Consider the following 25,132-nt stretch of genomic DNA (forward strand, 5'->3'; position numbering starts at 1 on the left):
AAATTATAATCATGAAAATTACTCGTTTATTTTTATTCCTATCATTACTTTTTTTCAGTTTTGGTAAAGCACAGCTTTCGGCATTTATCAATGGAAAGGAAGTGAAATCCGGAGCTACAATTTCTAAAAAAGACCTTGCAACATTACAGGTGAGCTTTAAAAAGCCCAAAGCCGTAACCGTTTATTCTGGTTACACGCATTTGTACGTACAGTTTGCTGATAATACCAATACTTACATTAGCCATTGGGGAATTCAGAAAGATGGCTACACTGCTATGGATGATTTTCTTAAAAATACACCTGCAACAAAGAAATTCAGTGTTTGGGAAGGAAATGATTTCGAAACCAGAGGAAACACTCTTAAGTGGATTTTAGACGGAGCCAATGGAGTAGAAAAACAAAAAAGTATAAAAGTAGAAATAGGATTTTGGGTAAAAGAAGAAACTGGCTATAAAGAATATGGTCCGAAAGTTCAGTTATTAGAACCGATCTATTTTAATGTACCGATCTGGGATACCAAAAATCTATACCTTCCATATCTTGATGCAACTATTGACAAAACTAATATAAAAGAAGATATTGACACAGACCAAACAGGTAGTACAGCCGATCGCCGCACCGAAGTGGGTTATCAAATGAATCGTAATCAAGTTACTTATCTTGTTTATGCTTTTGAAAAAAGTTCACATCCTGGTTTAACAGTTGATGAAGTAGCTAAAGATTTTATTCATAAAGTTGCTTATGATTCTAATAACGATAAAGTAAAAAAAATTCATGAATATGATTTTAAAAAATATGAACTACCTTGGTATGACATCTGTGATCTTTTCCGTGATGAACATATCCAAAACGTGGATTACTACACCAATAAATCAGTAAAATCTATTGATTTGATGACATTATATCAAAAAGCAGAATTTGGTAAAATGAAAGGTTATTCTTTTGAGTCTGGTCTATACAATACCGGCAGACAAGACGGAAAATTATATAAAGATGTAGGTCAGTTTAAAATCTATATTCTAAATCATCCTACAAATCCTGATCTGATATTGATGATTTGTAACAAAGTACTAAGAAGTACTGCAACAGCGCAGGATATAGATAATTATATGCAAACTTTTCTAAAAAGCATTAAACAATAAATTATTCGAATCAACTGAAAATAATCGAAAAATTTCACATTTTATGAAAACAGTTGTGTCAGTAATAGAATTAGGATTTGAAATCACTTGTCAAAAAGCAAAAAAAATAACTTAATAAAAATTAAAACATGAAAAGTAAATCAATTTTAGCAGCATCATTATTTTCTGCTGCACTTACACTTACATCTTGTGGAGAACCAGCTCAAAATGTAGAAATGGGAAAAGAATTCAAAGTGTATGAGAACCCCGTAACAATTTTAAAATTAGAAGAAAGTAAAGTATTACGAAACGACAAAGACTCTACTTTACTTATTGCTCCAAACGGCAAAAAATATGTTTATTTTGAAGTGAAGAATCCTAAAAATGAAATGATTTTCCTTAAAGCATTCAACAAAGATGCAGAAGTAAAAAGCGATGATGACGTTAATCTTGCTTATTATTCTCACGACATAGACAATGGGTTTGCTGATAAGTTTTTTCTAATTGATGATAACAGCTCAATAGATAAAGTAGTGATTACAGATCCTTCCGAAGAGCAATTCGTTCTTATGAATCCTAAAATTACAAAATCCAGCAATGTAATTTCTCCCGAATCTCAAAAAATAGTAGATTCTTTCTCTAAAGAAATAAATTTATTAGATGCCTTTGCTCCATATGTAAAAGATGGTAAAGATGTGATGACTATTACCAAAAACGAAGGAGATTTGCCCGTAAATCGTATGAGTATGAAAGCAGAAGTAAATTATTTTTCCCCAGATGGTAAGTTTTATATTTACAAAACTACCGACATTTTCAAAAACATAGCAAAAGTATATGCAACTTGGGAGAATGGTAAAATTACAAGTTTAGTGGTAAAACCTCATTATAAATAATCATTTAACTAAAAAAACTATACTATGCAATTAGGAAGATTAGTTGGGATTCTTACCATATTTTGTGGCAGCATATTCACATGTTTAGGATATGGAATGATGGAAACAACATAATCAGTTTTTAAATTTCTTGTGACAGCACCGGTTTTTGTTTTAATCGGGATTGCAATGTTATTTTTTCCAGGAGGAGATATTACAACAGCTGAAAGTAAAAGTAAAAATAAAACAAAAGATCCTAAAGTTTGGGTTGGTGAAGCTCCGAAAAGCCACAAAATCGCATGGGCGATCGCAGGAATAATTGGATTTATAATTTCGATGAATATATTTAAAATATAATTAGTACGTTCAGAAATTCAACAATTAACAAAATCCCGGACTCTTCGTTCGGGATTTTGTTTTTAAAGAATTCTAAAGCTATTAAAATCTGTTTTTACTTTAATCACTTTCTTTTATCTTTGTTTGTTAACATATTTTTTATCCGAAAATCTAATAACAGAAAATTTAAGATGAACTCAGAAGGCAAAGAATTAACCAAAAATTTAAAAGAAATTTATTCAACATATTTTGATCAGGAATATCTTGACAAAAACCTCGAAATACCAAAAATTTATCTTGATTCTATTGGAAAAATATCTGTTAAAGATTTATATAAGTTGGGTTCCATACCAAATACTGTATGGGGAATAGATTTGTATGGAAATGAATTTTTAGAACGGAAAAACTCCAATACACTTACGAAAAAGGATAAAATATATTTAACAATCGGAGATTGGGGTTCTCATCATGATTTTCATATAAATTGCGACAAATCTTCTCCGGATTTTGGAAAAATATTCGATTACAACGATGCACATCCTTGGTGCGAAAGTCATGAACCAGAAGTTGAATGGGCAGATTTCAGAGAATTTCTTAAGGATGACTTTAAAATTGAATTAGAATAAGGAAACAGCTTTGTTTCATTTAATTTAGAGACTGTTTAAATTTAACTCAGCTCTTTGGTTATAATTTGATTTTTCATCTGAAAACCCACCAAATACAAAGCAACACCAATTTTAAATAAATAAACACAAACATGAGAATAGCTATTTTTTCCGACATTCACGGTAAAATTCTATTACCTTTCAAATTGGTAGATCTATACCAAAAAGAAACAGGCAACAAAATTGATTTCATCTTGCAATGCGGAGATATGGGAGCTTATCCGAACATAGAAAATCTGGACAAAGCAACGATAAAGCACGCTCAATACGACAGAGATGAATTGGGATTTCATGACGATTTTACTAAAACAAATCAAGAAATACAGTCATTTTTAGATGAACTTAATATCGATATGATCTGTGTTCGTGGAAATCATGAAGATCATGATTTTTTGGATAATCTTGAAAAGGAAAGTTCAGATAAAAGTATATTTCCAATTGATGTTTATGAAAGAGTTTTTGTATGCAGATCTGGTTTGGAACAAAAATTAGAAACAGAAGAGGAGGTTTTAAATTTTGTGGGTATCGGCAGAATCGGAGATCGAAAAGGAAGAACAGAAAACAGGTTTATTCAAGATTATGAAAGAAAGGAAATCAAGAAACTTCTGAAAACAAAAAACACTTTTTGATATCTTACTCACCCATGATAAAGATGATAGTCAAAGCGGTTATGGTATGACTGAAATTAGAGAAGTATTGGATAATGTAATTTTTCATTATCATTTTTATGGACATACGGGAGAGCCTTTTAAACAGGAAACTGATTTTAACGGCATCACACAATCCATCAAAGTAAAAGAACTTGAATTTAACGAAAGTGGAATTTTAGAAAAAGGCTGTATGATTATTTTAACTAAAGAAAACGGAGAATTAAGCATTGAAATTGTTGACCAAAAAATGACCAATAAAATGACAAAATTTAACTGGAAACTCTAGAAATGAAAAGAAGTTGTTTAGACGATTCCACATGGAAATTTGGAGCTAGCCTGGTAAATAAGAACATTGACTACAATTGGAAAGCAGCAACAGAAGATCTCAATTTATTCGAGTAGATCATTTAACTCATTCGAAAGCAATACTGAGATAAAATCTGACAAAATTGGTACGCAAATATCTACATCTGCACTTCGATTTCTTACATGAATGAAAAAATCTAAAGCATTAACCACAATATAAAAAAAGAATGAAATCTAAATTTTTACTGATAACATTGTTAAGCTATTTTTTCACTTTTGGACAAACAGCCACAGAATATTTTGAAAGTGGAAAATCAAAAGAGGCAAAAAGCGATTTTGAAGGAGCAATAAAAGAATATGGTAGAGCAATTGAAATTGACCCTACATTCTCTGAAGCTTATTATCTCCGCGCTTCTTTATTATATGATGATGATAAATACAAAGAAGCTTTAGAAGATTTGAACAAAATAATTTCGTTAAAACCAGACCCTATAGAATTCTATACGGCAGCATTATTATTAAGAGCAAAAAGCAATCTTAAAATTAACAATAAAGAAAAGGCCTGTAAAGATTTTATTGAAGCAAGAGAACTGGGTAAATCAGTAGAAGAGAAATATTTACATTTATGCGGATATAAAGAAAAGAAAGAGGAACGTATTTTTGTTGAAGTACCTGACAAAAAAAAATGGAAAATAACTTATATGTCTTACGAAAATAAGCAGCATATAACTTTAATAGCTAATACTTTTGATACCATAAAAAAGCCCTCTGAATATTTAAGTTTAACCTCAAGTATAGATATAAAAAATATTGACTTAATAAAGGCTATGGATGATTCATATAAAACAGCAAAAGGCAAATCAAAAGATGCTGAACTTAGCTTAATCGCAAAAGATTTAAAAGCAAAAGATCCATGGGTCATGTATTTAATCCAAAATGTTATTAATGAAGAATACAATTGCAAAGTATCACAAGTTTGGTATCTTACTCAAGGTGAGAATTTTTTTCATTCCTGTTTTATGTCTGTAAGAAATGATGCACTTACAGATGAGAAAAAGGACGAAATGATAAAAGTCTTTAAAACAGCTAAAATAATCTACCCATAAGAAAAGTTATAAAGTAAACAAGACATAACGCAAAGCTATTTTTAATTGCGTATTATCATTAAAATTAAACCAAATGAATAACACTTTTACAATCGACGACTTACAAAATATATGGCAAAAAGTAAGCATTTTGCATAATGGACAAACCTACGGCGGACAAAATAAAAATCAAAAAATAGAATACATCAACCATATCGGCAGCGTTGTATTTGAAATTATGAATGTGGCTAAAAACACTTCAGATTTTAACTTTGATCTTGCTGTAAAATGTGCGTTTTTACACGATACCATAGAAGATACAGACTTCAGCATAGAAGATCTTGAAAAAGAATATGGCAAAGAAGTAAAGGAAGGTGTTCTTGCATTAACAAAAAACACACAACTTGAAAAGGAACATCAAATGACTGATAGTTTAAGCCGAATAAAACAACAGCCAAAAGAAGTCTGGGCAGTTAAAATGGCGGACAGAATCTGTAATTTATATGCACCACCCTATTATTGGAACGAATCGAAGAAAGAAAAATATCTTGAAGAAGCAAAAATTATTCTTGAATATTTAAAAGAAGGAAATGACTATTTAGCAGAAAGATTATCCGAAAAAATTGAGGCTTATAAAAATAAATGATCAAGATTGAAATACACACCCTTGAAGGGCAATTTGATATTGAAATCAAGAAAAAAGAAAATTTTTATGTTCTTTTAGTTATTGCATCAAAATCACAATATTTTCAAGAAAACGGCAGAGTTTGGAGTGGAAAAATTCTAGAAACAGAAAAGCTTTTTGAAATCACAAATCTTATAAAAGAGTGTTACACAAATCCATCTGTTCCTACAAGAATAACAATCAATGATAGGAGATCAATAAAAATCAGTCTAAAAGATGACGAATCGCAAATTTCATTGAGTCTTATAGACATAGATGAAAATACAAACGAATCTAAGCTGGTACAAAAAACTAAAGAACTCACAATTGAAATAATAGGTAATGATACTATTCTACAGGATTATTTAGACATTTTTATGAATTAACCTCCTGAAATGAAAATGAACAATATTACCAACACATTTTATTGAAATATGACATATAAAGAATTTGACAATAATATTAATCTTGGAAGCCTAAAAAACAGAGATTTGGAAACTTATCTTTTGGCTTTACTCAAGCTGGTTGAACAGGAAAGAGAACAAATTTTAACCGCTGATTTATTATTAAAACTTTTACACGATGCATGCTCTTCTAAACCAAAAAAATTTAATGTTGAATGGTTAAAAATCAAAGACGCACCTGATGAAAACACATTTATTGATTCAAAAACGAACTCTTCAACAGATAAAACCTTAATTTCAGATATCGGTGAGTTTTATTATTCAATTGCCGTTCTGAAGTTTCAAATTGCTGAATTGCACAAAATGAAAGGCAAACAATTGGATAATGAATGGAAATATGATGGAATTGATTCTGAAACAGGAAACAGATGGTATAATTTTGATCCGAGTTCTATTTTGGAGTGTGGTATGAGATGTTTTATGGATTACAACAAAGATGATGAACTGGAGTTTGAAGTAAGCTGGCGAACTTTAGGCGACTTACTAGAAATGGGCAGAATTTATGAATAAGAATGAAATAATTCAAATAAGTACTTTATAAAAAATCAAAGCCACAATATCTTTACATGAAAAACGAAAACAGTCAACAACCACTTATTATAAATATTAAAGAAAACGGAATTGAAATTAATGATCAATATCTTCAGTTTCCTTTAACCTTTTCAGACTTAAAAAATCAGTTTGGGGATTATTATGAACTGTGGGGAGAAACTGACACTAATATGATTTACATGTGGAACGATTTAGGAATCAAAGCTTTTGTGCCTAAAAATGAAGGCGAAACATTTACGTTGACTATAAAAACTGCAGATATTAATAAAGATTTCTTACCTAAAAAAAAGTTTGATGGAGATTTGAAAATCAACAATCAACCTTTTACAGAGTTTTTCGCCATTACGGAATCCGACCGAAGTTTTAAAGACATGGAAATAGAGAATGTAAAATTTTCATCCTGGCTTTCGGAAGATGAATTTAAAAATATTGAAGAAGTTTCAATCTCACAAAAAGTCAACAAGAAAAGAACGATCATCAAAACCGATAAATATAAGCCAAACAAAATATCGGGAAAAAAAATTGAATTTACAGACTTAAATTTTAAGCTTGCGATTATTGAGGAATTAATGTATATCAAAGAACTTATACAACCGAGGTTCGATATTTTTGAGTTTACAGATTCTTACGAAGAAAGAGAAATAGATGTCGAGAGCGAAGGTTACGAACCAATTCCCGAGGCGATTGAATATTTTAAAGACTTAGAAATCGACAAAAAATTTGCAACGGAGATAACAGAAATATACCAAGACGGCGGAAATGACATCTACATGAACATCACTCCTTACTGGGATGGCGAAGATGATTATTTTAACATTGAAGCTTATGATGATATTAAACATTTTCCGAACTTAAAGAAAATGACACTTTTCAGTAATGATGATAAAGTTTATGAAGAGCTTAAATTAAAAGGAATTGACGCTGTACCATTATAAAATTGATTGTAAAATGGAAGTTTTCACATTCAATAGAAACATTTAAATAAGGTCAATCAAACACAAATTAAAAATAAAATTTTTGAAATGGGGGAATTACACGGAGTAAATCAGCTAAAACCAAAAATAATTTTAGGAGGTGCTATTTTGCAGGTCAAAAAAGAAAAAGAGAAAGAATTTTTAGACAAATATTCCAATGAATTTACATATATCGGTAATTGGGGAATTTCTGAAAATACATTTGCAACAATTTCAGATGACGGAATTGTAGAAAGATATGCCATGTATTATGAAGATAAAGTAATTGATTTTAAAAGACCCGGAATATACATACAGATACAAGGTCAAAGTAAATATGGTCCCAAAGGTAATAGTTACATAGATTTTATTAGCAATGTAGCTGTTTATTTGGAAGATGCTTTATTTTGTGTAGATTATTACGATACTGTTGATCAATATGAAATTATAGACGGTATTTTAACATACCAGAACAAAGGCAAATTCGATTATTTTGATGAATATCTTATTTTAAATTATGCTTCATCTCCAGAAATAATTGCTTGTTATTATGCAGAAGAAATTAATGAAACGAAGTTACGTCATGAAGAGATGATAAAAATTGATAGCGACCCAAAAGAAATGTACGATCAGGAAGATTATGAAGATTTATTAAATAAAATTAATAATTATAAGGAATATATTTCAATCGAAAAATTTACAAAATTAGAAGACTGGTTAAAAGTCCAGATTAATTATTATAAAAATGAATGATACTTTTACCATCAATGATTTTCAGCGACTTATGAAAAATACATTATTTTTAATTCTATTTACCCAAATATCTTTTTCCTGCAATGGGCAGGATAATAAAGTTACCCAAAACACTTATTCTCAGAAATTAGAATATGGACTCAAAGGAACAGTGAAAGAAGTAACACAATATACCTGTATTATAAAAGACGGCAAAATACCTCCCGACAAATCTGCCCACGTCGGAAAATCTACGATGACCTTTGATAACGAAGGTAATGCCATAGAAATAAAAAGAGCATGGAATTTTGGAACACCAGAAACATCATCGGAATTCAAACAGAAATATTCGGGAACGGGAAAAAATATAACTTTCAAAGAGATATCAAATTCACACGGAAATGTTGAAGAAATAAATCATAGGTTTGTCTGGTCTGATGATTATAGCTATTCAATTGTTTCTGAAAAAACTAATCCTCATATAAATATGGTTACATTAGATAAAAATTACAGATTGATAAAATATATTGCCAAAAATGTGGACAAAATTGAATCAATAGAAGAGATTGAAACGATATATAAAGATGACAAAATACAGGAAATTAAGAGCAAAATAACCGAAAACATTGATGGCAAAATGGAGGTAAGTTATCAAATACAAGTAATGCAGAATTTTGATATTAATGGGAATCCAACAGTTATTTACGCCTATAAAGATATCAATAAGCAAAAAGTAGCAGCTGTGCTTTATAAAGATTATACTTATTATTAGAAGATTCGTCGCAATTCTGTAACATTAATTATAAAACAGAAACATCCAAAACACTGATAATTAAACCAAGATAATTCAAAAAGTTTTTACTTCCACTATAATTATATCACATATGAAATATCTACTAACTTTTATACTGAGTGTAATTTGGACTGTTTCCTCTTCACAGGAAAAAATTTTACCTTCAGACTATAGCAATGGTATTTCATCGCAATACTGCTACTATACAAAACACAATATGAAACCTTTTAATGGCTATATCAAATTTAAAGATGAAGATACCGGAGATTTTCAATACTCAAAAATAGAAAATGGATGCAATCATCTTATAAATGAGATATTTAGTCCTGAAAATAAACTTTTGTTCAGAGGAAAATATACTTATGATAAATGGAATAATCAAATCACATCTTATCAAAATGATTCTGTTAATCTGGGTAAAAGTGAATTCTTAGATAAAAAAATAACTGACTCAAAAACGCTTGTAACCAAACGAATACTTAATTATTACCATTCTGATTATGAAAACGGAATTGAAAAAGTGATACCAATAACCGGAATAATTTATAATAATGATTCCGATGAAATCTATTCAATACAGTACAAAAACGGAATTGCCATAAAACTGATTACCTATTACGACAATAAAGATTTTGACAGTTCTAATACAAACATTCCAACATTAAAAAAGAAAGAGAGCCATGAACTATTATTCAATGAAAACGGTAATATTTATGACACCGATTTAAGTGATAAAAAATATCCTTTCATTTTTACAGGAGTGTATATTAAATGGGATGAAAATGGAAATATGAAGTCTAAAAAAAATCTTAGCAAATAAAATTTGATAAATTGGCAAAGGAAAATCACTTATAAAAATTGTACGAAAATAAAACTTCATTCACCAAAAAAAATTTCACTTCCTTCAAGTGGATTTTTTTTATCCAAAATCAAATAATTATGAAAAATATTTCACAAATACTTTATCTTTATTAAAAATAAAAAAAATGAAAAAAACTTTACTCATTTTAATTTCTGCTACAGGAATATGGTCTGCTCAAACCATCACAAAAGCCTTCAACGACCCTATTATTGGCGAAACTGTGAACAATGTAAATGTAAACGGAACGGTAAATAATTCCGCAACAGGAAACAACGCAACTTTCACAAATACAAGTTTAACGGCAGGAACAGCAACCTCAACGGTATATTCTGCACCTACTGCATCCGAAATTTCTACTTTTCCCGGATCAACGATAAAAATGACAGGTGACGGAAACACCGCACTTTATAAGCAAACAGCAACAAAGCTTGAAATTACAGGATTAGTAACTCCCGATGCAACTTTAAACTTTTCTGCGAACAACGGCACAATCATCACGTATCCTGCAAGTTTCGGATATAATGAAACAGATCAGGCACAGGGAATCTTCACTTCAACCACAGCTTCCGGCCTATTCAAAGGAACTATTGTAAATACCGCGGATGCAGCAGGAACGCTTCTTATCGGAAACAAAACGTACACCAATGTTTTAAGAATAAAATCGGTACAAAATTTTAATCTTTACCAATCTACCGATACGTTTTTCGTCTTTTCTATCGGAACGGTTACCAACACTTCTTACAGCTATTATAGTGGTACAAACAAATTTGCAATTTTAACTTCTACAAGCGGAAACATCAGCGTTCCTCTTTTAAGTATTAATCAATCTACATCCGGAGCTACGGCATTAAACGAAGCATTTTTAGCTGTTTCAGATTTAAAATTAAAAGAAAAACTAAGTATTTATCCGAATCCTGCTCAGGATTTCGTTCAGGTAAAAGGAGAAATCTCTAGTAATTCTAAAGTTAATATTTACGGTTTAGACGGAAAATTAATTAAAACAACAGATTTAAAATCAGGAAAAGTTGAAATTTCAGAATTACCTCCTTCTGCGTATTTTATAGAAGTTTCAGATTCAAATAAATCGAAAGAAACTGCTAAATTCATAAAGAAATAAAACTATTTTTATAAAATTTACAACCGTTCTAAGATTTTAGAACGGTTTTTGATTTAACCTTTTTGTAATCAAATGTTGTTTCATTTGTTACATTTCCCAATCACATTTATATTTATTTTAGATCAAAATTTACAGCCATGAAAAAACTACTTTTACTAGCCTCGTGTTTTCTGCTTTCGGAAGTCTATGCCCAAGAAAACAGCTTAAATTCTGAACAAATACTTCCTTCAGAAAAAATGAATATTATTAAAACCAATATTACTGGTTATGCCTTCAGAAATATTAATCTCTCGTATGAAAGGTCGATTAACCGTTGGCTTGCCATTAATGTAGGTTTTGGAACGGTAGCTGAAGGCAAAGTTCCCTTTATGAATGCTTTTTTGAGTGACGAAGATGAAAAAAGATTTCAGAATCTGAGAATCAAAGCAACAAATTTCACTATCGAACCTAGATTTTATATCGGAGAAGGCTATGGAAAAGGATTCTATTTTGCACCTTATTATCGTTATTCTAAAGTTTCCACAAACACTTTTGATTTTACTTATGATTACTCAGCATTAGGAACCACTATTCCGATTCCGTTAAAAGGTAACGGAGACGCAAATGGAAATAGCGGAGGTTTGATGGTAGGTGCACAGTTTTTTCTGAACAAACAACACAATTTAGTTTTAGATTTTTGGATTGCGGGTGCACATTACGGAAGTGGAAAAGGAGATTTTAGCTTAACGAGCAATGTTGTTTTGACTCCTGAAATGCAGGCTCAATTGAAAAGAGAAATTGAAAACCTTGATATTCCTTTTGTAGAATATACCGTTGAAACCAATCCGAATGGTGCAAGAATAAAAGTTGACGGACCTTGGGCAGGATTCAGAAGTGGATTTTCATTGGGTTACAGATTCTAAATATTTTTAAACATAAACAAAATCGCCTCAGAAAATTCTGAGGCGATTTTTATTTTTAGCTGTTGTAGCATTCTTTGAATCTTGAAATCAAGTTATCCATCGTGTGGCGTTGTACAAAAACAGTCTTTATATCTTCATATCTGGGAGATTTATAAAATACTTCATGGAAATCCATACTTCCGTTACCAACTTTTACAATTTTTTGAACGTCTATGTTCAATTTCTTCAATTCATCTTTTAAGACCTGAAATTCGTCTTGGATATTATTCATCTTTATATTTTTGTTAAGTTAAAAAAACAGCAACTTTTACTCGATTAACCCCCATTTAAAACAACGATTGGTTAAATTTTTAATAAATTTAGCAATTATATCTGAATTAACCATAGGGTTTTGGGAATAATTTGCATTTACATCAGGTTGCAAAAACTATACCTAACTAAATAGTCATGAATTAAAAGTGAATTTAATATTAACTGAATGTTAACAAATGTAGATTTAAAGCCATTTTTCATAATTGATTCTTTTTGAATTATTTAATGAAAATTATTTTTTATTTTGATTTTAATTAATGCTAAAAGTTATCATTTAATAAAATTTTCTTTTTCACTATAGAGATATTTAATATAAAAATATAATTTTGTCAAAATATCAAAAAAACTCTCCAAAATAATACCATGGTAAAAAAGCTACTCATTCTTTTTTTAGGAATCACGCTAATCAATATATACGCTCAAAATACTGAATTACTAAACTGCGGAACAGATGAAATAATGAGAAATCATTACGCAAAATTTCCTCATGAAAAAGCTCAGGATGATGCTTTCAATATTGAAATTTCTAACCTGATTAAATCAGGAAAAATAAATGCCGCATTTAATAAAAACCAAATTATAGAAATCCCTATCGTAGTGCACGTTGTAGGAGACGGAAGTGCAATAGGAACGGTAAACAATCGATCTGATGCACAAATAATTAACTGGATAAATTATACAAATGGCGTATTTGCAGGAAATGCATCAAGCGGAATGTCTCCATCAAGCGCAGTTTTACCGATAAAATTTGTTTTCGCAAAAGTAGACCCCAACTGTAATCCTACAAATGGTATTAACAGAATTAATGCTTCACATCTTCCAGGTTATGTAAGTGGCGGTGTAAATACGCAGGTTATGCCCAATACTGTTCTCGAAGACGAGATAACATCTTTAGGATCTTGGGATAAGAGCAAATATTATAATATTTATGTTGTTAAAAGATTAGCTTCCGGAACAGGTCTATTAAATGGGTATGCATATTATCCAGGAGGAAGTAGAGACCATTCATTTATGCATACAAATGTTTCGACTGTAAATGCACAAACTATGGCACATGAATTCGGTCACGGTTTAGGACTTCGCCATACACACGAAGGATACAATGAAACTACTGGAGCTTGCCCAAGTAATGTAGACTGTACTCTAAATGGTGATTTGGTTTGTGATACGGAACCCAGCAAAAGTCTTTATCATTCGTCGGTATCTTCTTTTTGCCAAACAGGTCAGATAAATCCTTGTACCAGTCAGGTTTATGCAGGAGTTGAGAGAAATATAATGGCATATACTTATTGTTTCAGAGATTTATTCACACAGGGACAAATCACAAGAGCGTTAGCACAATTATATCAATACAGACAATCTTTAATAGATTCACCGGTAGCAAATACACAAGTAATAAACAATAATGTAACATTAACTGCGGCATGTACTCCATCATCTATCACTAATCCGGTAACATATAGTATAGGAATCACTTCTGTAAAATTCGGAAGTATTAACAACAGTAGTGGTTTTTATAATACTGCATTAAATAATTATTATGAAAATTTCACTCAAAATTATTGTTTAGGAATATCAAAAACAACCATTCCGCTTACATCTCCTACAATTCTTACCATTAAGCCCGGAACTTTTAATGCACACTCGGTAAATGCTTATATTGATTATAACAATGATGGGCAATTTAATGAAACAACGGAAAGAATTCTTAATCAAACCAACGTAAGTCCTACTTCCACAATTACAGTTTCGGTTACTCCTCCCGCAAATGCTGTTACCAATACTCCTTTAAGAATGAGAGTTATCGGTGATTTTAACGGAACAAATATCACAGCATGTGCAACTCCGAATTATGGACAAGTTGAAGATTATTCGGTAGTGATTGATCAGTTTCTTTCTACTTCAGAAATTAAAAAGAATGAAACTCTAATTTCTCAGAATGAATCATCCGTAATTGTAAAAAGCAATATAGAAATCAGCAGTATTGACATTTATGATTCTTCAGGAAGAATAATTTTTAGTCAGTCAGGAATTAGAGCTAAAGATTTTTCAACTCCGATTACTTCTAAAAATATCATAATCTTGGTGAAAGTTAAACTACAAAGCGGAGAAATTATAACTAAAAAAATGAAGTTTTAGCAAGGGCAAAGCGAAAAATGATATAGGATTTAAAACTAACTTTTAACTTAAATCTATTTTAAGCATCCAAAAGGAAATAAAAACTCCATGAATTTCATCAAAACAACTTTCATTTTAGGATTAGTTACAATATCAACATTCGGCTATGCTCAGAATTATGAGCCGGTTATTCTTGAAGTCAAACAAGGAAATGACAGTAAGAAAGTTTCAGACAAAAATGAAAAAGCAAAGTATTTTATACAATTTGGAATTATGTCTAAAAAGCATGACCAGTTTAAAGAAAAATACGGAGTTCATGTTGTTTACGAAAACTGCGTCATTACTGCTTATATGTCTGAAAAAGCCAAAAAGAACAATCAGGAAGTTGCCCAATATTTAACAAGTAAATATGGTGAAAGCTGGAAAAAAGATTTAGAAATTACTCCTTATGGATTATAAATTCTGCTTTTCTTCAACCTCAACTTCTTGCCTTACCTGAGCTTTATATAAAGTAGAGTAATATCCGTTTTTATCGAGAAGCTCAAGATGTTTGCCTTCTTCTACAATTTTACCATGCTCCATGACAATGATTTTATCAGCTTTTTCGATGGTTGAAAGTCTGTGTGCAATAATAATTGAAGTTCTGTTTTTGGTGATTTTTTCAGTTGCTCTTTGAATGAGTTTTTCACTTTCGTGATCAATTGAAGAAGTCGCTTCATCCAAAATAAGGATTTTCGGATCTGATAAATAGGCTCTTAAAAACGACAACAATTGTCTTTGTCCAAGTGAAATAGACGAACCTCTTTCGCTCACCACATAGTCGTAACCTCCCGGAAGTTGCTCGATAAATTCATCAACTTCAATTTCTTTTGCTCCGGCTTTAATTTTTTCTAAAGTAACGTCTTCATCACCAAATGCAAGATTTTCATAAATACTTCCGTGGAAAAGGAAAACATCCTGCAAAACAACGCCAATGTGACTTCTCAGATTATACAGTTCGTAATCTTTCAATTCAACATCATCAATAAAAATTTCACCTGAATTGATATCATATAGTCTTGTAATTAAGCTGATAATTGTAGATTTTCCGGCTCCGGTTGCACCGACAATCGCTACAGTTTCTCCCGGATTTACTTTAAAATCGATGCCTTTTAAAACTTCCTGCTTTTCGTCATACGCAAAACGTACATTTTTAAATTCTATCTTTCCTTCAAAATGATCTTTCTTTACCGTTCCTGTATTCGGCATTGCATAATCTTCATCCATCAAACCCAAAACTCTTTCGGCACCGACAATTCCACGTTGAATATTGTTAAAACGATCTGCAATCTGCCTCAAAGGACGAATTAACATTGAAATAAACTGAATAAATGCAATGACAACACCCGCGCTAATTGTAATATAACCACCGTAGAAAAGTACAAATCCGATAAAAAGCGAAGAAATCAATTCAACAACCGGAAAAAACAGTGAAAAAATAAAAACCGTTCTCAATAAAGCAGTTTTTAAAGTGATATTAATTTCGTCAAACTTTTTAAACTCAGATTGTTGTCTGTTGAATACCTGAATAATCGGCATTCCCGCCAATCTTTCCTGCACAAATGAGTTTTGATTGGAAGTCCAGGTTCTTTCATCTCCAAAAGCTTTCTTTAATCTTTTCTGAAAAAAACGGGTGATAACAAGCATTAAAGGAAGAATTGCTAGAGAAATATAACTCAAATGCACATCAACCTGAAACATCATAAATAAAACGAAAACAATTCTCAGAACATCTCCAAAAACCATCAGAAAACCGTCTGTATAAACCGTTGCAATTGTTTCAACATCTCCAACTGCTCTTGTCACCAACTGACCAAGCGGAGTTTTATCAAAAAAAGCCGTTCTGAAATAAATCAACTTATTATAAAGCTTTTCTCGAATATCCCTGATTACATTTTGTGAAATATAATTAGAAAAATAAACCAAAAAGAAATTTAAAATCGTTTCCGCAAAAACCAATCCTACCAAAGCATAAATATGCTTCATCATTAAGGCTTTGTCTTTCAGTTTCGTGATATCATTATCTACAATCTGCATCGTAAGATAAGGTCTGTAAGTAGAAACTATGGAAAGTATAACGGAAATAATTAAGGTAACAATAAACCAGCTACGAAACTTCATCCCGATGAAGAACAGCCTCTTTACAATTGCCCACGTATCTTGCTTTTTCATTATAGAAATTGACGTAAAGAATTAATTTGAAAAAATTCTCTGCAAAAATACGGCTTTATAATTTTAAAGACTGAAAAACTAAGATAGAAAATTACAGATATCTATTATTTACAAATGAATATCTTTATTATCTTCAACTCCTATTTCTTCAATCTCCCAAACCGGACTTTTAGAAACTTCTTTTTTAAATCTGTTTTCAAGAATTCTGTAAACTCCATAAACGGCACCGATTGCAAATATCCAACTGATAATATTGATTCCCGAAAAACCTGCGTAGTTATTATCGTTTAAAGAATTCGGATCTGTCAATGCAACATAAAAACCATAAGAAAACAGAAATAAAACCTGAAATCCTAAATAAACACCAATTGCCAAAAGCCCAAGTTGCCATTTTATTTTACCAAATCTTTCAGCCAAATCAGCGTAATAACGATAAGCTCCCACAAGAATAATAATTGACATCATAGTTTTTAATTTTATTTAAATATAGAAATTCTATTTAAAATCATATCCAACATCAACCAAATAAAGTGCGTGAGCCGGAGCAGAAGTTCCTGCAGAATTTCGGTTTTTATTTTCTATTACTTTTCTCACATCTTCAGGCTGAATTTTCCCTGAACCCACCTCAACCATTGTTCCTACAATTGCTCTCACCATATTTCTAAGAAATCGGTTGGCTGAAACAGTAAATTTCAATTCAGTTCCATTTTGTTCCCATTGCGCTTTGTACATTTTGCACAAATTGGTTTTGTTGTCGGTGTGAAGCTTTGCAAAACTTGTAAAATCCTCATATTCAAATAGAATCTTACACGCTTCATTCATTTTATTGATATCTAAATTCTTTCTATAGTGTTGCCAAGCCGAATCTTGCGTAAACGGATTTTTCTCTAAAGAAATATAATATTCATACGTTCTGAAAGTCGCATCAAAACGGGCATGAAAATCATCTTTAACCTTAAATATTCTCTTGATTGAAATATCGGCTGGAAGAAAGCTGTTGAGTTTATGGGAAAGATGGTCGCTCAATTCTTGTTCAGTCTCGAAATGAGCAAACATTTTCTTTGCGTGAACTCCGGTATCTGTTCTACCCGCTCCTGTTGTTTTTATTTTTTCTCTTAAAATCGTTGAAAGAGCTTTTTCCAATTCTTCCTGCACGGAAATATCTTTCGGCTGAATCTGATAACCAAAATAATTTTTTCCGTTGTATGAAAATTCAATAAAATATCTCAATGTAAATAAATGTTTGATTATAGAACTAAAATTTAAGGCTTCAACCTCCGAATTTCAATAAAAACCCTTCTTTAATTTTAATTCTAAAACGTTCTTGCAAAAATACTTTAATTTATGACAAAAAAATTACAGATTTATTTTGAAAACTGACGAAAAACATCTTCAAAAGGATTTAAAAATTCTTATTTTTGCCAACGTATGAAAAGATGGTATCTCTATCCTTTTTCTTTGGGTTATCACATGGTTACGGGCGTCCGAAACACAATGTATGATCTGGGAATATTTAAATCTACGAAATTCAAGACACCGATAATTAATGTCGGTAATCTTTCTGTGGGTGGAAGCGGAAAATCGCCAATGGTGATGTATCTCGCAAAATCGCTGTCTAAATATTACAGAACCGGAGTACTTTCCAGAGGTTACGGAAGATTGACGAAAGGATATGAAGTAACCAACTACGACAGTAATTACAAAACTGTAGGCGATGAAGCAATGCAGCTTTTCGAGCGTTTTAAAAACCGTTTTGTGATTGCAGTTTCCGAAGATCGAGTTCCCGGAGCAAAAAAAGTGATCGATGATATGGATCTTGATGTTTTGATTCTCGATGATGCGATGCAGCACAGAGCAATTAAAGCAGGATTTAATATTTTGATGACTGATTTTAATGATCCTTATTTTAAAGATCACCTTCTTCCGGCGGGAGATTTGAGAGAATCAAGAACAGGATCACAAAGAGCAGATATCATTATGGTCAGCAAATGTCCGGATGAACTGACTGAAGAAACCAAACAATATTACATCTCAAGAATCCGACCGACAAAAACACAAAAAGTCTTTTTCTCATCAATCGGTTACGATGAAAACGTTTACGGTACAAGAGACAAAATGCTTCCTGATAACAATCTGAATTATTACGATATTCTTTTAATTACAGGAATTGCCAATCCGAAACCTTTATTGGCGCATTTGGCTAAATTTTCACAACGTGTAAAGCATTTGAAATTCAGAGATCATCATAATTTTTCTGATGCAGACATTAAAAACATTGTTGCAGAATATCAGAAACTGGGTGAATACAAATTAATTTTGACCACAGAAAAAGACTACGTTCGTCTAAAAACTTTCGACCGTTTGCGAGATCTTGTTTATTACTGGCCTATCAATGTTATTATTGATAAAAAAGAAGAATTTAATCAGGTGATTATGAATTATGTGAATCAAAAATAATTCAGTTTGTCATTCTGAATGGAACAAAGTGAAATGAAGAATCTTATAAAATTAAAATATTTAAGATTTTTCGACTACACTTCGTTTCGCTCAAAATGACAGCCTTGTAAAATTTAAACATTCTTTTATAGATTATTTCAATTCTTAAATTTCTGCCAATTCATATTATTTCATTCTGATTTTACGTTTCAATGTTTAGATTTGTAAAAAATTTAGATATGAAGCAGATAATGATTGTCATAATGTTAAGTATTTTCACTTTAGGTTGTGCTCAAAAAGCACCTGAAGTTTCGAAAACTCAATTTTCTAAGGAAGCATTAAATCAGAAGTTGGAAGATGAAAATGGTAAAAACATCAGCGTTCAGGAAATATTAGATCAACATAAAGGAAAAGTTTTGGTGATTGATTTTTGGGCAGGTTGGTGTAGAGATTGTCTTAAAGCGTTACCAAAAGCCGAAGAACTAGAAAAAAACAATCCAAATATTGATTTTGTATTCTTTTCTTTAGAAAGATCAAAAGAAAAATTTGATGGCAGTTTGGAAAGATTTAATATGAAAGAAAAAGAAAACTATTGGTTTTCTTCAGGCTGGGAAAATAACTTCAACAAATATATTGATCTCAACTGGATTCCAAGATACATGGTGATTGATCAAAAATCAGGTATTGCAAAATATTATGCTATTTCTCCGGAAGACCCAGAAATTCAAGCAACGATTGATAAACTTTTGAAGTGAGGTTGAGGTTAAATTTTAGGCCAAATTTCGAAGCTTAAACATAGAACTTTGAATTAAAGAATCTTAGAATCCATATCTTTGCGGTATGGATTCTCCGTTTCCGCTCCGCAAAATAATTCATGTTGATATGGATGCATTTTATGCTTCCGTGGAGCAGCTTGACAATCCTGCATTGCGTGGAAAAGCAATTGCAGTTGGTGGTGGTCATCGTGGCGTAGTTTCTGCAGCAAGCTATGAAGCAAGGAAATTTGGAGTCCGTTCTGCGATGGCAAGTAAAATTGCCAAAGAAAAATGCCCGCATCTTATTTTTGTTCCGCCAAGATTCCCGAGATATAAAGAGATTTCAAGAAAAATACGTGAGATTTTTTATGAATATACCGATTTGGTAGAACCACTTTCTTTAGATGAAGCCTATCTCGATGTTACAGAAAATAAAAAAGACATTGAATCTGCCAATGAGATTGCAAAAGAAATCCGTCAGAAAATATTTGAGCAAACGGGTTTAACGGCTTCCGCAGGAATTTCTGTCAATAAATTTTTAGCTAAAGTTGCTTCAGATATCAATAAACCGAACGGACAAAAAACGATTCATCCCGACAAAATAGAAAAATTTCTGGAAGAATTACCCGTTGAAAAATTTTATGGCGTAGGAAAAGTAACCGCCAACAAAATGTTTAGTCTGGCAATTTTTAAAGGTAAAGATTTAAAAAAGAGATCACTGGAAGACTTAACGAGACTTTTCGGTAAGTCGGGCAAATATTATTACAATGTCGTTCGAGGAATTCACAATTCGGAAGTAAAGCCTAACCGCATCCAAAAAAGCGTTGCTGTTGAACGAACTTTCTTTGAAGACCTTTCAGACGAACAGGAAATCAACGAAAAGCTTGAAAATTTAAGTCAGGAACTACATCAAAGACTTCAAAAGCATAATATTCTCGGAAGATCTTTAACTTTAAAAATCAAATATAAAGATTTCTCATTATTTACACGAAGTTTTACAAAAGAAGAGTACTTCAGTTCGCCCGAACAATATTTTGCGACTGCCAAAAAACTTTGGGAGCTTCGCCCTTTTGATAAAGCGGTACGATTATTGGGCTTATCATTATCACACCTCAACACAGAAGAAAAAAAGCAGATTTCAGTTCAGCTTAAAATTCCGTTTGAGGAATTTGAATAATTTCAAATCCAATTAATTGATAGTACAAAATTTACATTTATGATGAATCAAACCATGATACAATTTTTCCATTGGTACTCCGAAGGAAATGGCAAGCTATGGAAACACGCTCAAGAACAAGCTGATTATTTATCTGATTTAGGAATCACATCAGTATGGTTTCCTCCGGCTTATAAAGGAACAAATGGTGGAAATTCGGTAGGATATGATGCTTATGACCTTTTTGACCTTGGAGAGTTTGATCAAAAGAATTCTAAATCTACAAAATATGGAACGAAAGACGATTATCAGAAGTCAATTAAAGCACTGAAGAAAAACAACATTCAGGTGATTGTTGATATTGTTTTGGGGCATAAAGCAGGGGGTGATGAATTGGAAAAATTTACAGCCGTAAAAGTTGACGAAAACAATCGTGAAAAAATAATTTCTTCAGAAATAGAGATAGAATCTTATACCAAATTCACATTTCCTGGACGTAGAAAAAAATATTCAGATTTTGAATGGAATTTTACCTGTTTCAGTGGCGTAGATTATGCCGAAGGAAAAGATTCTCACATTTACAAAATCAAATCCGAATACGGTGATGATTGGGAAGAAATGATCGATGATGAAAAAGGGAATTACGATTATCTAATGTTTAATGACGTAGAACACAGGAATCCTCATGTACGTGAAGAGCTGAATAAATGGGCAAAATGGTATTTCGATGAAACAGATTTCGACGGGGTAAGATTAGATGCCCTAAAACATATTTCTTTTGACTTTTATAAGGAATGGCTAACATTATTACGCTCAAATTCCGGAAAAAACATTTTTGCTGTCGGAGAATATTGGGCTCCCGGGCAACTCAATTTATTGCAAAAATATATTGAAGCTACAGAAGGCTGTATGAGTCTTTTCGACAGTTCGCTTCACAATAACTTCCACACTGCGTCTAAAGAAGGAGATTCTTATGACCTAAGAAATATTCTTACAGGAACTTTAACAGAAGCCGACCCGATGCATTCAGTTAGTTTGGTTGACAATCACGATACACAACCTTTGCAGGATTTAGAAGCTCCGGTTGAAGCATGGTTTAAACCCCTTGCTTATGCGCTCATTTTATTAAGAGAAAAAGGGTATCCTTGTATTTTTTACCCAGATTTGTACGGAGCGCATTATAAAGACAACGACCGTGAAGGTAACGAGCAGGAAATATTTTTAGATAAAGTTGATGGAATTGAAGAACTTTTAAAAGCCAGAAAAGAAAATGCTTACGGAATCCAGAGAGATTATTTTGAAGATGCAAATTGTTTAGGCTGGGTTCGTGAAGGCGATTATGAACATGACGGTTGCGCAGTTGTTTTAAGCAATAAAGAAGCTTATACAAAGCCCATGGAAATGGGAGAAAAATATGTTGGAAGAACATTCTATGATGTTTTGGGAAGATCCGAAGAAAAAGTAGAAATCAGAGAAGATGGATGGGCAGATTTTCCTGTTCCTGCCGGAAATGTGAGTGTTTGGATTCCTGAATAATTTATCTTTTAAAGCTCTCACAAATTGTGCAGATTTAGCAGATTAATATTCGATGAATCTACGTAATCACCAAAATCTGCGAGAGAAAAATTTTCACAAGAGCTATAAAACAAAAAAATCCAGCCTAATCTAGACTGGATTTTTTAATTATTATTTTTTTAAATATAAATCAAAATAATCGGTGACTTTCTGCATCAAATGCACCCTGTCTTTTCCGATGACATTATGCGGATGTCCCGGATATACAAAGTAATCCATTTGAACACCTTGATCAACTGCAGACTTGATGAATTTCATGGAATGTTGCCAAACCACCACATCATCCTGCGCACCGTGAATCATCAGCAATTTACCTTTTAAATTCTGAACTTTATCCAAAAGATTTGATGTTGCATATCCTTGTGGATTTTCCTGCGGAGTATCCATATATCTTTCGCCGTACATAATTTCGTACATACTCCAGTCGATTACAGGACCTCCTGCAACTCCCACTTTAAATACATCCGGTTGACGAAGCATGAAACTGGTTGTCATAAATCCACCAAAACTCCAACCGTGAATTCCCATTCTCTCAGAATCTACGTAAGGAAGCGATTTCAGATAATTTACCCCTTTCATCTGGTCATTCATTTCGGTTGTTCCAAGATTTCTAAAAACTGCCTGCTCAAACTTCATTCCTCGGTTTGAAGAACCTCTTCCGTCCATCGTGAAAATTACATATCCGTTTTGAGCCATATATTCATACCAAAGATTTCCTGAAGCAGGGAAAGTATTGGTTACAAGCTGCAAATGTGGACCGTTATATAAATAAACAATTGCGGGATATTTTTTATTAGGGTCGAAATTAGTTGGAAGAATAACTTTTCCGTACAAAATAGTTCCGTCATCAGCTTTTAAAGAAATATTCTTAATTTCCGGACGCTCGTAGTTTTTCAACGGGTTATCCGATTTCAAAAGGTTAGTCGCCTTCAAAGTCGTTGTATTAAGAATATCTGCAACTCTTGGAGTTGTTGCATTGCTGTAAGAATCATATAAATAATTACCATCGCTGCTTAATACTCCAGAATGCACTCCTTCCGCATTGTCTAGTCTCTGCGTTTTGAAAGTGTTCCAGTTTATCCTGTACAAATGCTTCTCAGTCGGAGTTTCCTGTGTCGAAGTATAATAAATTTCTTTTTTCTTTTCATTAAAGCCTAAAATATCGGTTACCAACCACTCCCCTTTTGTAATCTGGGCAATCAGACCTTTTTCTAAGCTGTAATGAAATAAATGATTATATCCCGTTCGCTGACTTTGCCAGATAAAATCTGTATTTGAATTCGGAAAAAACGTTAACGGATGTTGTGGCTCTACATATTTATCGCTCATTTCTTCAAATAATGTATTGATGAAATTTCCCGTAACAGCATCGTATTTATTCATTCTTAAATGATTCTGACCTCTGTTTAAAACGCCAACGAAGATATATTTAGAATCCGGGCTCCAAGTAATTGCCGTTAAATATTGGTCTTTTTCACCTTCAATTTTCAAAAATGTCGTCGACTGGTTTTTAATATTGTAAACTCCCAAAGTCACTTCGTGCGAAGCTTTCCCCGCCATAGGATATTTAATATTCGTATTTACAGCTGGAGTTACAGACCAATCAATGACAGGATAATCTGCAACCATGGTTTGATCCATTCTATAGAATGCTACATTTTCAGAATTGGGAGAAGGGAAAATCCCACTGTCTATTCCGAATTCGTTTCTGTGAACATTAGAAGCTCCATTCAGAATATTTTCGTTAGAGTCATTCGTTACTGCAACTTCTTTTCCGTTTTTGTTGATGAATAAATTATTTCCTTTTGTATAAACCAAAGTCTGATTATCAGCAAGCGTTTTTACATTCGCAGGATTATCTCCCAAAGTTGCTGAACGTTTTATTTTCCAGTCATTTCCAGATTTTTCTACCCAATACATTTGGTTATTGGCTGTAAAATAGGCTTCAGAATTGGTAATAAACTTTACAGGAGGAAGACCTTTCAGCTTTTTATCTGTAAAATTCTTATTAACCTGACTGAGTGAAATTAAAGTATCCTGCTTATTTGTTTTAATATCAGTAGCAAGATATCCGCCTTTTACTGCCTGAATATAAGACTTATTGTCGCTCGACCACGAAAACTGTGAGATGTTTTTTACGGCAAGATTTGTTCTCATTCCGTTTACAGCTTCCGCCATGGTGAATTTCTGGGTTTGCGCAAAAGCAGTTCCGCCCAAAACTACCATTAATAAAGAAAATTGGTGTAGTTTCATTTCTAAAAAATTGAATCTGTCAAAAATAAGAAATAAATGTCACACGTTAAGAAATGTTAAAATAAAACATTGATAAAGTATGATTTTTATGATTAAACTCGATTATCAAACCCGGTTTTGAAAACCTTCCTGAATTCTTTCTTGATATGACAAATATTCTGATACTGACTAAAACTCTAGCCCCGATTGAACGGCATGTTTGAGCTCTTTTTCTTGGTTCCGGCGGCGGCTTTGCCGCCGCC

28 protein-coding genes are annotated in these 25,132 nt (G+C 32.1%); 22 read left to right on the forward strand and 6 right to left on the reverse strand.

Translation table 11 applies throughout. The features are described 5' to 3' along the window. Positions 1–11 precede the first annotated feature (11 nt). From OF897_RS20370 to OF897_RS20445, 16 genes are all read left to right on the forward strand, one after another. Entirely contained in the window at positions 12–1,142 is a 1,131-nt protein-coding gene (locus OF897_RS20370; protein WP_267267506.1) for a hypothetical protein, read from the forward strand. Positions 1,143–1,270: 128 nt separating this feature from the next. Continuing rightward, positions 1,271–2,014, forward strand: coding sequence for a hypothetical protein (locus OF897_RS20375; protein ID WP_267267507.1), 744 nt, complete (start codon positions 1,271–1,273; stop codon positions 2,012–2,014). A gap of 168 nt (positions 2,015–2,182) precedes the next feature. Beyond that, the gene (locus OF897_RS20380) at positions 2,183–2,350 is read left to right on the forward strand and encodes a hypothetical protein (protein WP_267267508.1); all 168 of its coding nucleotides are present in this window, start codon (positions 2,183–2,185) and stop codon (positions 2,348–2,350) included. A gap of 170 nt (positions 2,351–2,520) precedes the next feature. After that, positions 2,521–2,955 (forward strand): hypothetical protein, encoded by a 435-nt coding sequence (locus tag OF897_RS20385; protein ID WP_267267509.1) that lies wholly within the window; start codon positions 2,521–2,523, stop codon positions 2,953–2,955. Between the two features lie 131 nt (positions 2,956–3,086). Beyond that, on the forward strand, positions 3,087–3,623 hold the full coding sequence (locus OF897_RS20390; protein WP_267267510.1) for a metallophosphoesterase: 537 nt from the start codon (positions 3,087–3,089) through the stop codon (positions 3,621–3,623). Positions 3,624–3,669: 46 nt separating this feature from the next. Beyond that, positions 3,670–3,930 (forward strand): hypothetical protein, encoded by a 261-nt coding sequence (locus OF897_RS20395; protein WP_267267511.1) that lies wholly within the window; start codon positions 3,670–3,672, stop codon positions 3,928–3,930. A 247-nt stretch (positions 3,931–4,177) separates the two neighbouring features. Beyond that, positions 4,178–5,056: a tetratricopeptide repeat protein gene (locus OF897_RS20400; protein WP_267267512.1), complete on the forward strand. Its 879-nt coding sequence runs from the start codon at positions 4,178–4,180 to the stop codon at positions 5,054–5,056. Positions 5,057–5,129: 73 nt separating this feature from the next. After that, on the forward strand, positions 5,130–5,681 hold the full coding sequence (locus OF897_RS20405; protein ID WP_267267513.1) for a bifunctional (p)ppGpp synthetase/guanosine-3',5'-bis(diphosphate) 3'-pyrophosphohydrolase: 552 nt from the start codon (positions 5,130–5,132) through the stop codon (positions 5,679–5,681). Next, entirely contained in the window at positions 5,678–6,085 is a 408-nt protein-coding gene (locus OF897_RS20410) for a hypothetical protein (protein ID WP_267267514.1), read from the forward strand. The genes OF897_RS20405 and OF897_RS20410 overlap by 4 nt, the downstream gene beginning before the upstream one ends. Before the next feature lie 48 nt (positions 6,086–6,133). Beyond that, positions 6,134–6,673: a hypothetical protein gene (locus tag OF897_RS20415; RefSeq protein WP_267267515.1), complete on the forward strand. Its 540-nt coding sequence runs from the start codon at positions 6,134–6,136 to the stop codon at positions 6,671–6,673. 56 nt (positions 6,674–6,729) lie between these two features. Further along, positions 6,730–7,650, forward strand: a complete 921-nt coding sequence (locus OF897_RS20420) for a DUF6892 domain-containing protein (RefSeq protein ID WP_267267516.1) — start codon at positions 6,730–6,732, stop codon at positions 7,648–7,650. A gap of 87 nt (positions 7,651–7,737) precedes the next feature. Continuing rightward, positions 7,738–8,421, forward strand: coding sequence for a hypothetical protein (locus OF897_RS20425; protein ID WP_267267517.1), 684 nt, complete (start codon positions 7,738–7,740; stop codon positions 8,419–8,421). Next, a complete protein-coding gene (locus OF897_RS20430; RefSeq protein ID WP_267267518.1) occupies positions 8,414–9,172 on the forward strand; it encodes a hypothetical protein in 759 nt (252 codons plus the stop codon). Before OF897_RS20425 ends, OF897_RS20430 begins: the two co-directional genes overlap by 8 nt. A 112-nt stretch (positions 9,173–9,284) precedes the next feature. After that, complete coding sequence (locus tag OF897_RS20435) at positions 9,285–10,013, forward strand: hypothetical protein (protein WP_267267519.1); 729 nt, start codon at positions 9,285–9,287, stop codon at positions 10,011–10,013. A gap of 166 nt (positions 10,014–10,179) precedes the next feature. Next, positions 10,180–11,172, forward strand: a complete 993-nt coding sequence (locus OF897_RS20440) for a T9SS type A sorting domain-containing protein (protein WP_267267520.1) — start codon at positions 10,180–10,182, stop codon at positions 11,170–11,172. A gap of 137 nt (positions 11,173–11,309) precedes the next feature. After that, positions 11,310–12,074, forward strand: a complete 765-nt coding sequence (locus OF897_RS20445; protein ID WP_267267521.1) for a DUF3575 domain-containing protein — start codon at positions 11,310–11,312, stop codon at positions 12,072–12,074. A gap of 55 nt (positions 12,075–12,129) precedes the next feature. Here OF897_RS20445 and OF897_RS20450 read toward each other — a convergent pair whose 3' ends face one another. Then, positions 12,130–12,345 carry a hypothetical protein gene (locus tag OF897_RS20450; RefSeq protein ID WP_267267522.1) on the reverse strand — a complete coding sequence of 72 codons (216 nt, stop codon included), beginning with the start codon at positions 12,343–12,345 and terminating at the stop codon, positions 12,130–12,132. Positions 12,346–12,749: 404 nt separating this feature from the next. On the opposite strand from OF897_RS20450, the gene OF897_RS20455 reads away from it, so the two are divergent. After that, the gene (locus tag OF897_RS20455; protein ID WP_267267523.1) at positions 12,750–14,525 is read left to right on the forward strand and encodes a GEVED domain-containing protein; all 1,776 of its coding nucleotides are present in this window, start codon (positions 12,750–12,752) and stop codon (positions 14,523–14,525) included. An 87-nt stretch (positions 14,526–14,612) separates the two neighbouring features. Continuing rightward, positions 14,613–14,963 carry an FEKKY domain-containing protein gene (locus OF897_RS20460; protein WP_267267524.1) on the forward strand — a complete coding sequence of 117 codons (351 nt, stop codon included), beginning with the start codon at positions 14,613–14,615 and terminating at the stop codon, positions 14,961–14,963. On the opposite strand, the gene OF897_RS20465 is transcribed toward OF897_RS20460, so the two are convergent. The 3 genes from OF897_RS20465 to truA form a co-directional block, all read right to left on the reverse strand. Next, entirely contained in the window at positions 14,958–16,715 is a 1,758-nt protein-coding gene (locus OF897_RS20465; protein WP_267267525.1) for an ABC transporter ATP-binding protein, read from the reverse strand. The genes OF897_RS20460 and OF897_RS20465 overlap by 6 nt on opposite strands. 108 nt (positions 16,716–16,823) lie before the next feature. Beyond that, positions 16,824–17,180: a hypothetical protein gene (locus tag OF897_RS20470; RefSeq protein ID WP_267267526.1), complete on the reverse strand. Its 357-nt coding sequence runs from the start codon at positions 17,178–17,180 to the stop codon at positions 16,824–16,826. 30 nt (positions 17,181–17,210) lie between these two features. Then, the gene (truA, locus tag OF897_RS20475) at positions 17,211–17,945 is read right to left on the reverse strand and encodes a tRNA pseudouridine(38-40) synthase TruA (protein WP_267267527.1); all 735 of its coding nucleotides are present in this window, start codon (positions 17,943–17,945) and stop codon (positions 17,211–17,213) included. Positions 17,946–18,143: 198 nt separating this feature from the next. Between truA and lpxK the strand changes: the two genes are divergently transcribed. From lpxK to OF897_RS20495, 4 genes are all read left to right on the forward strand, one after another. After that, positions 18,144–19,172, forward strand: coding sequence for a tetraacyldisaccharide 4'-kinase (gene lpxK / locus OF897_RS20480; RefSeq protein WP_267267528.1), 1,029 nt, complete (start codon positions 18,144–18,146; stop codon positions 19,170–19,172). Between the two features lie 218 nt (positions 19,173–19,390). Continuing rightward, positions 19,391–19,906, forward strand: a complete 516-nt coding sequence (locus OF897_RS20485; RefSeq protein ID WP_267267529.1) for a TlpA family protein disulfide reductase — start codon at positions 19,391–19,393, stop codon at positions 19,904–19,906. 85 nt (positions 19,907–19,991) lie between these two features. Then, positions 19,992–21,083: a DNA polymerase IV gene (gene dinB, locus OF897_RS20490; protein WP_267267530.1), complete on the forward strand. Its 1,092-nt coding sequence runs from the start codon at positions 19,992–19,994 to the stop codon at positions 21,081–21,083. A gap of 39 nt (positions 21,084–21,122) precedes the next feature. Further along, positions 21,123–22,598: an alpha-amylase gene (locus OF897_RS20495; RefSeq protein WP_267267531.1), complete on the forward strand. Its 1,476-nt coding sequence runs from the start codon at positions 21,123–21,125 to the stop codon at positions 22,596–22,598. A 150-nt stretch (positions 22,599–22,748) separates the two neighbouring features. Here OF897_RS20495 and OF897_RS20500 read toward each other — a convergent pair whose 3' ends face one another. Together OF897_RS20500 and OF897_RS20505 are read right to left on the reverse strand one after the other, a co-directional pair. After that, a complete protein-coding gene (locus OF897_RS20500; RefSeq protein WP_267267532.1) occupies positions 22,749–24,890 on the reverse strand; it encodes a S9 family peptidase in 2,142 nt (713 codons plus the stop codon). A 46-nt stretch (positions 24,891–24,936) separates the two neighbouring features. After that, positions 24,937–25,132, reverse strand: a 196-nt coding sequence (locus OF897_RS20505; RefSeq protein WP_267267533.1) for a hypothetical protein, incomplete at its 5' end; no start/stop codon positions are given.

The sequence above is a fragment of the Chryseobacterium formosum genome, assembly GCF_026460885.1.
In the GTDB taxonomy this organism is placed as follows: Bacteria; Bacteroidota; Bacteroidia; order Flavobacteriales; family Weeksellaceae; genus Chryseobacterium; species Chryseobacterium formosus.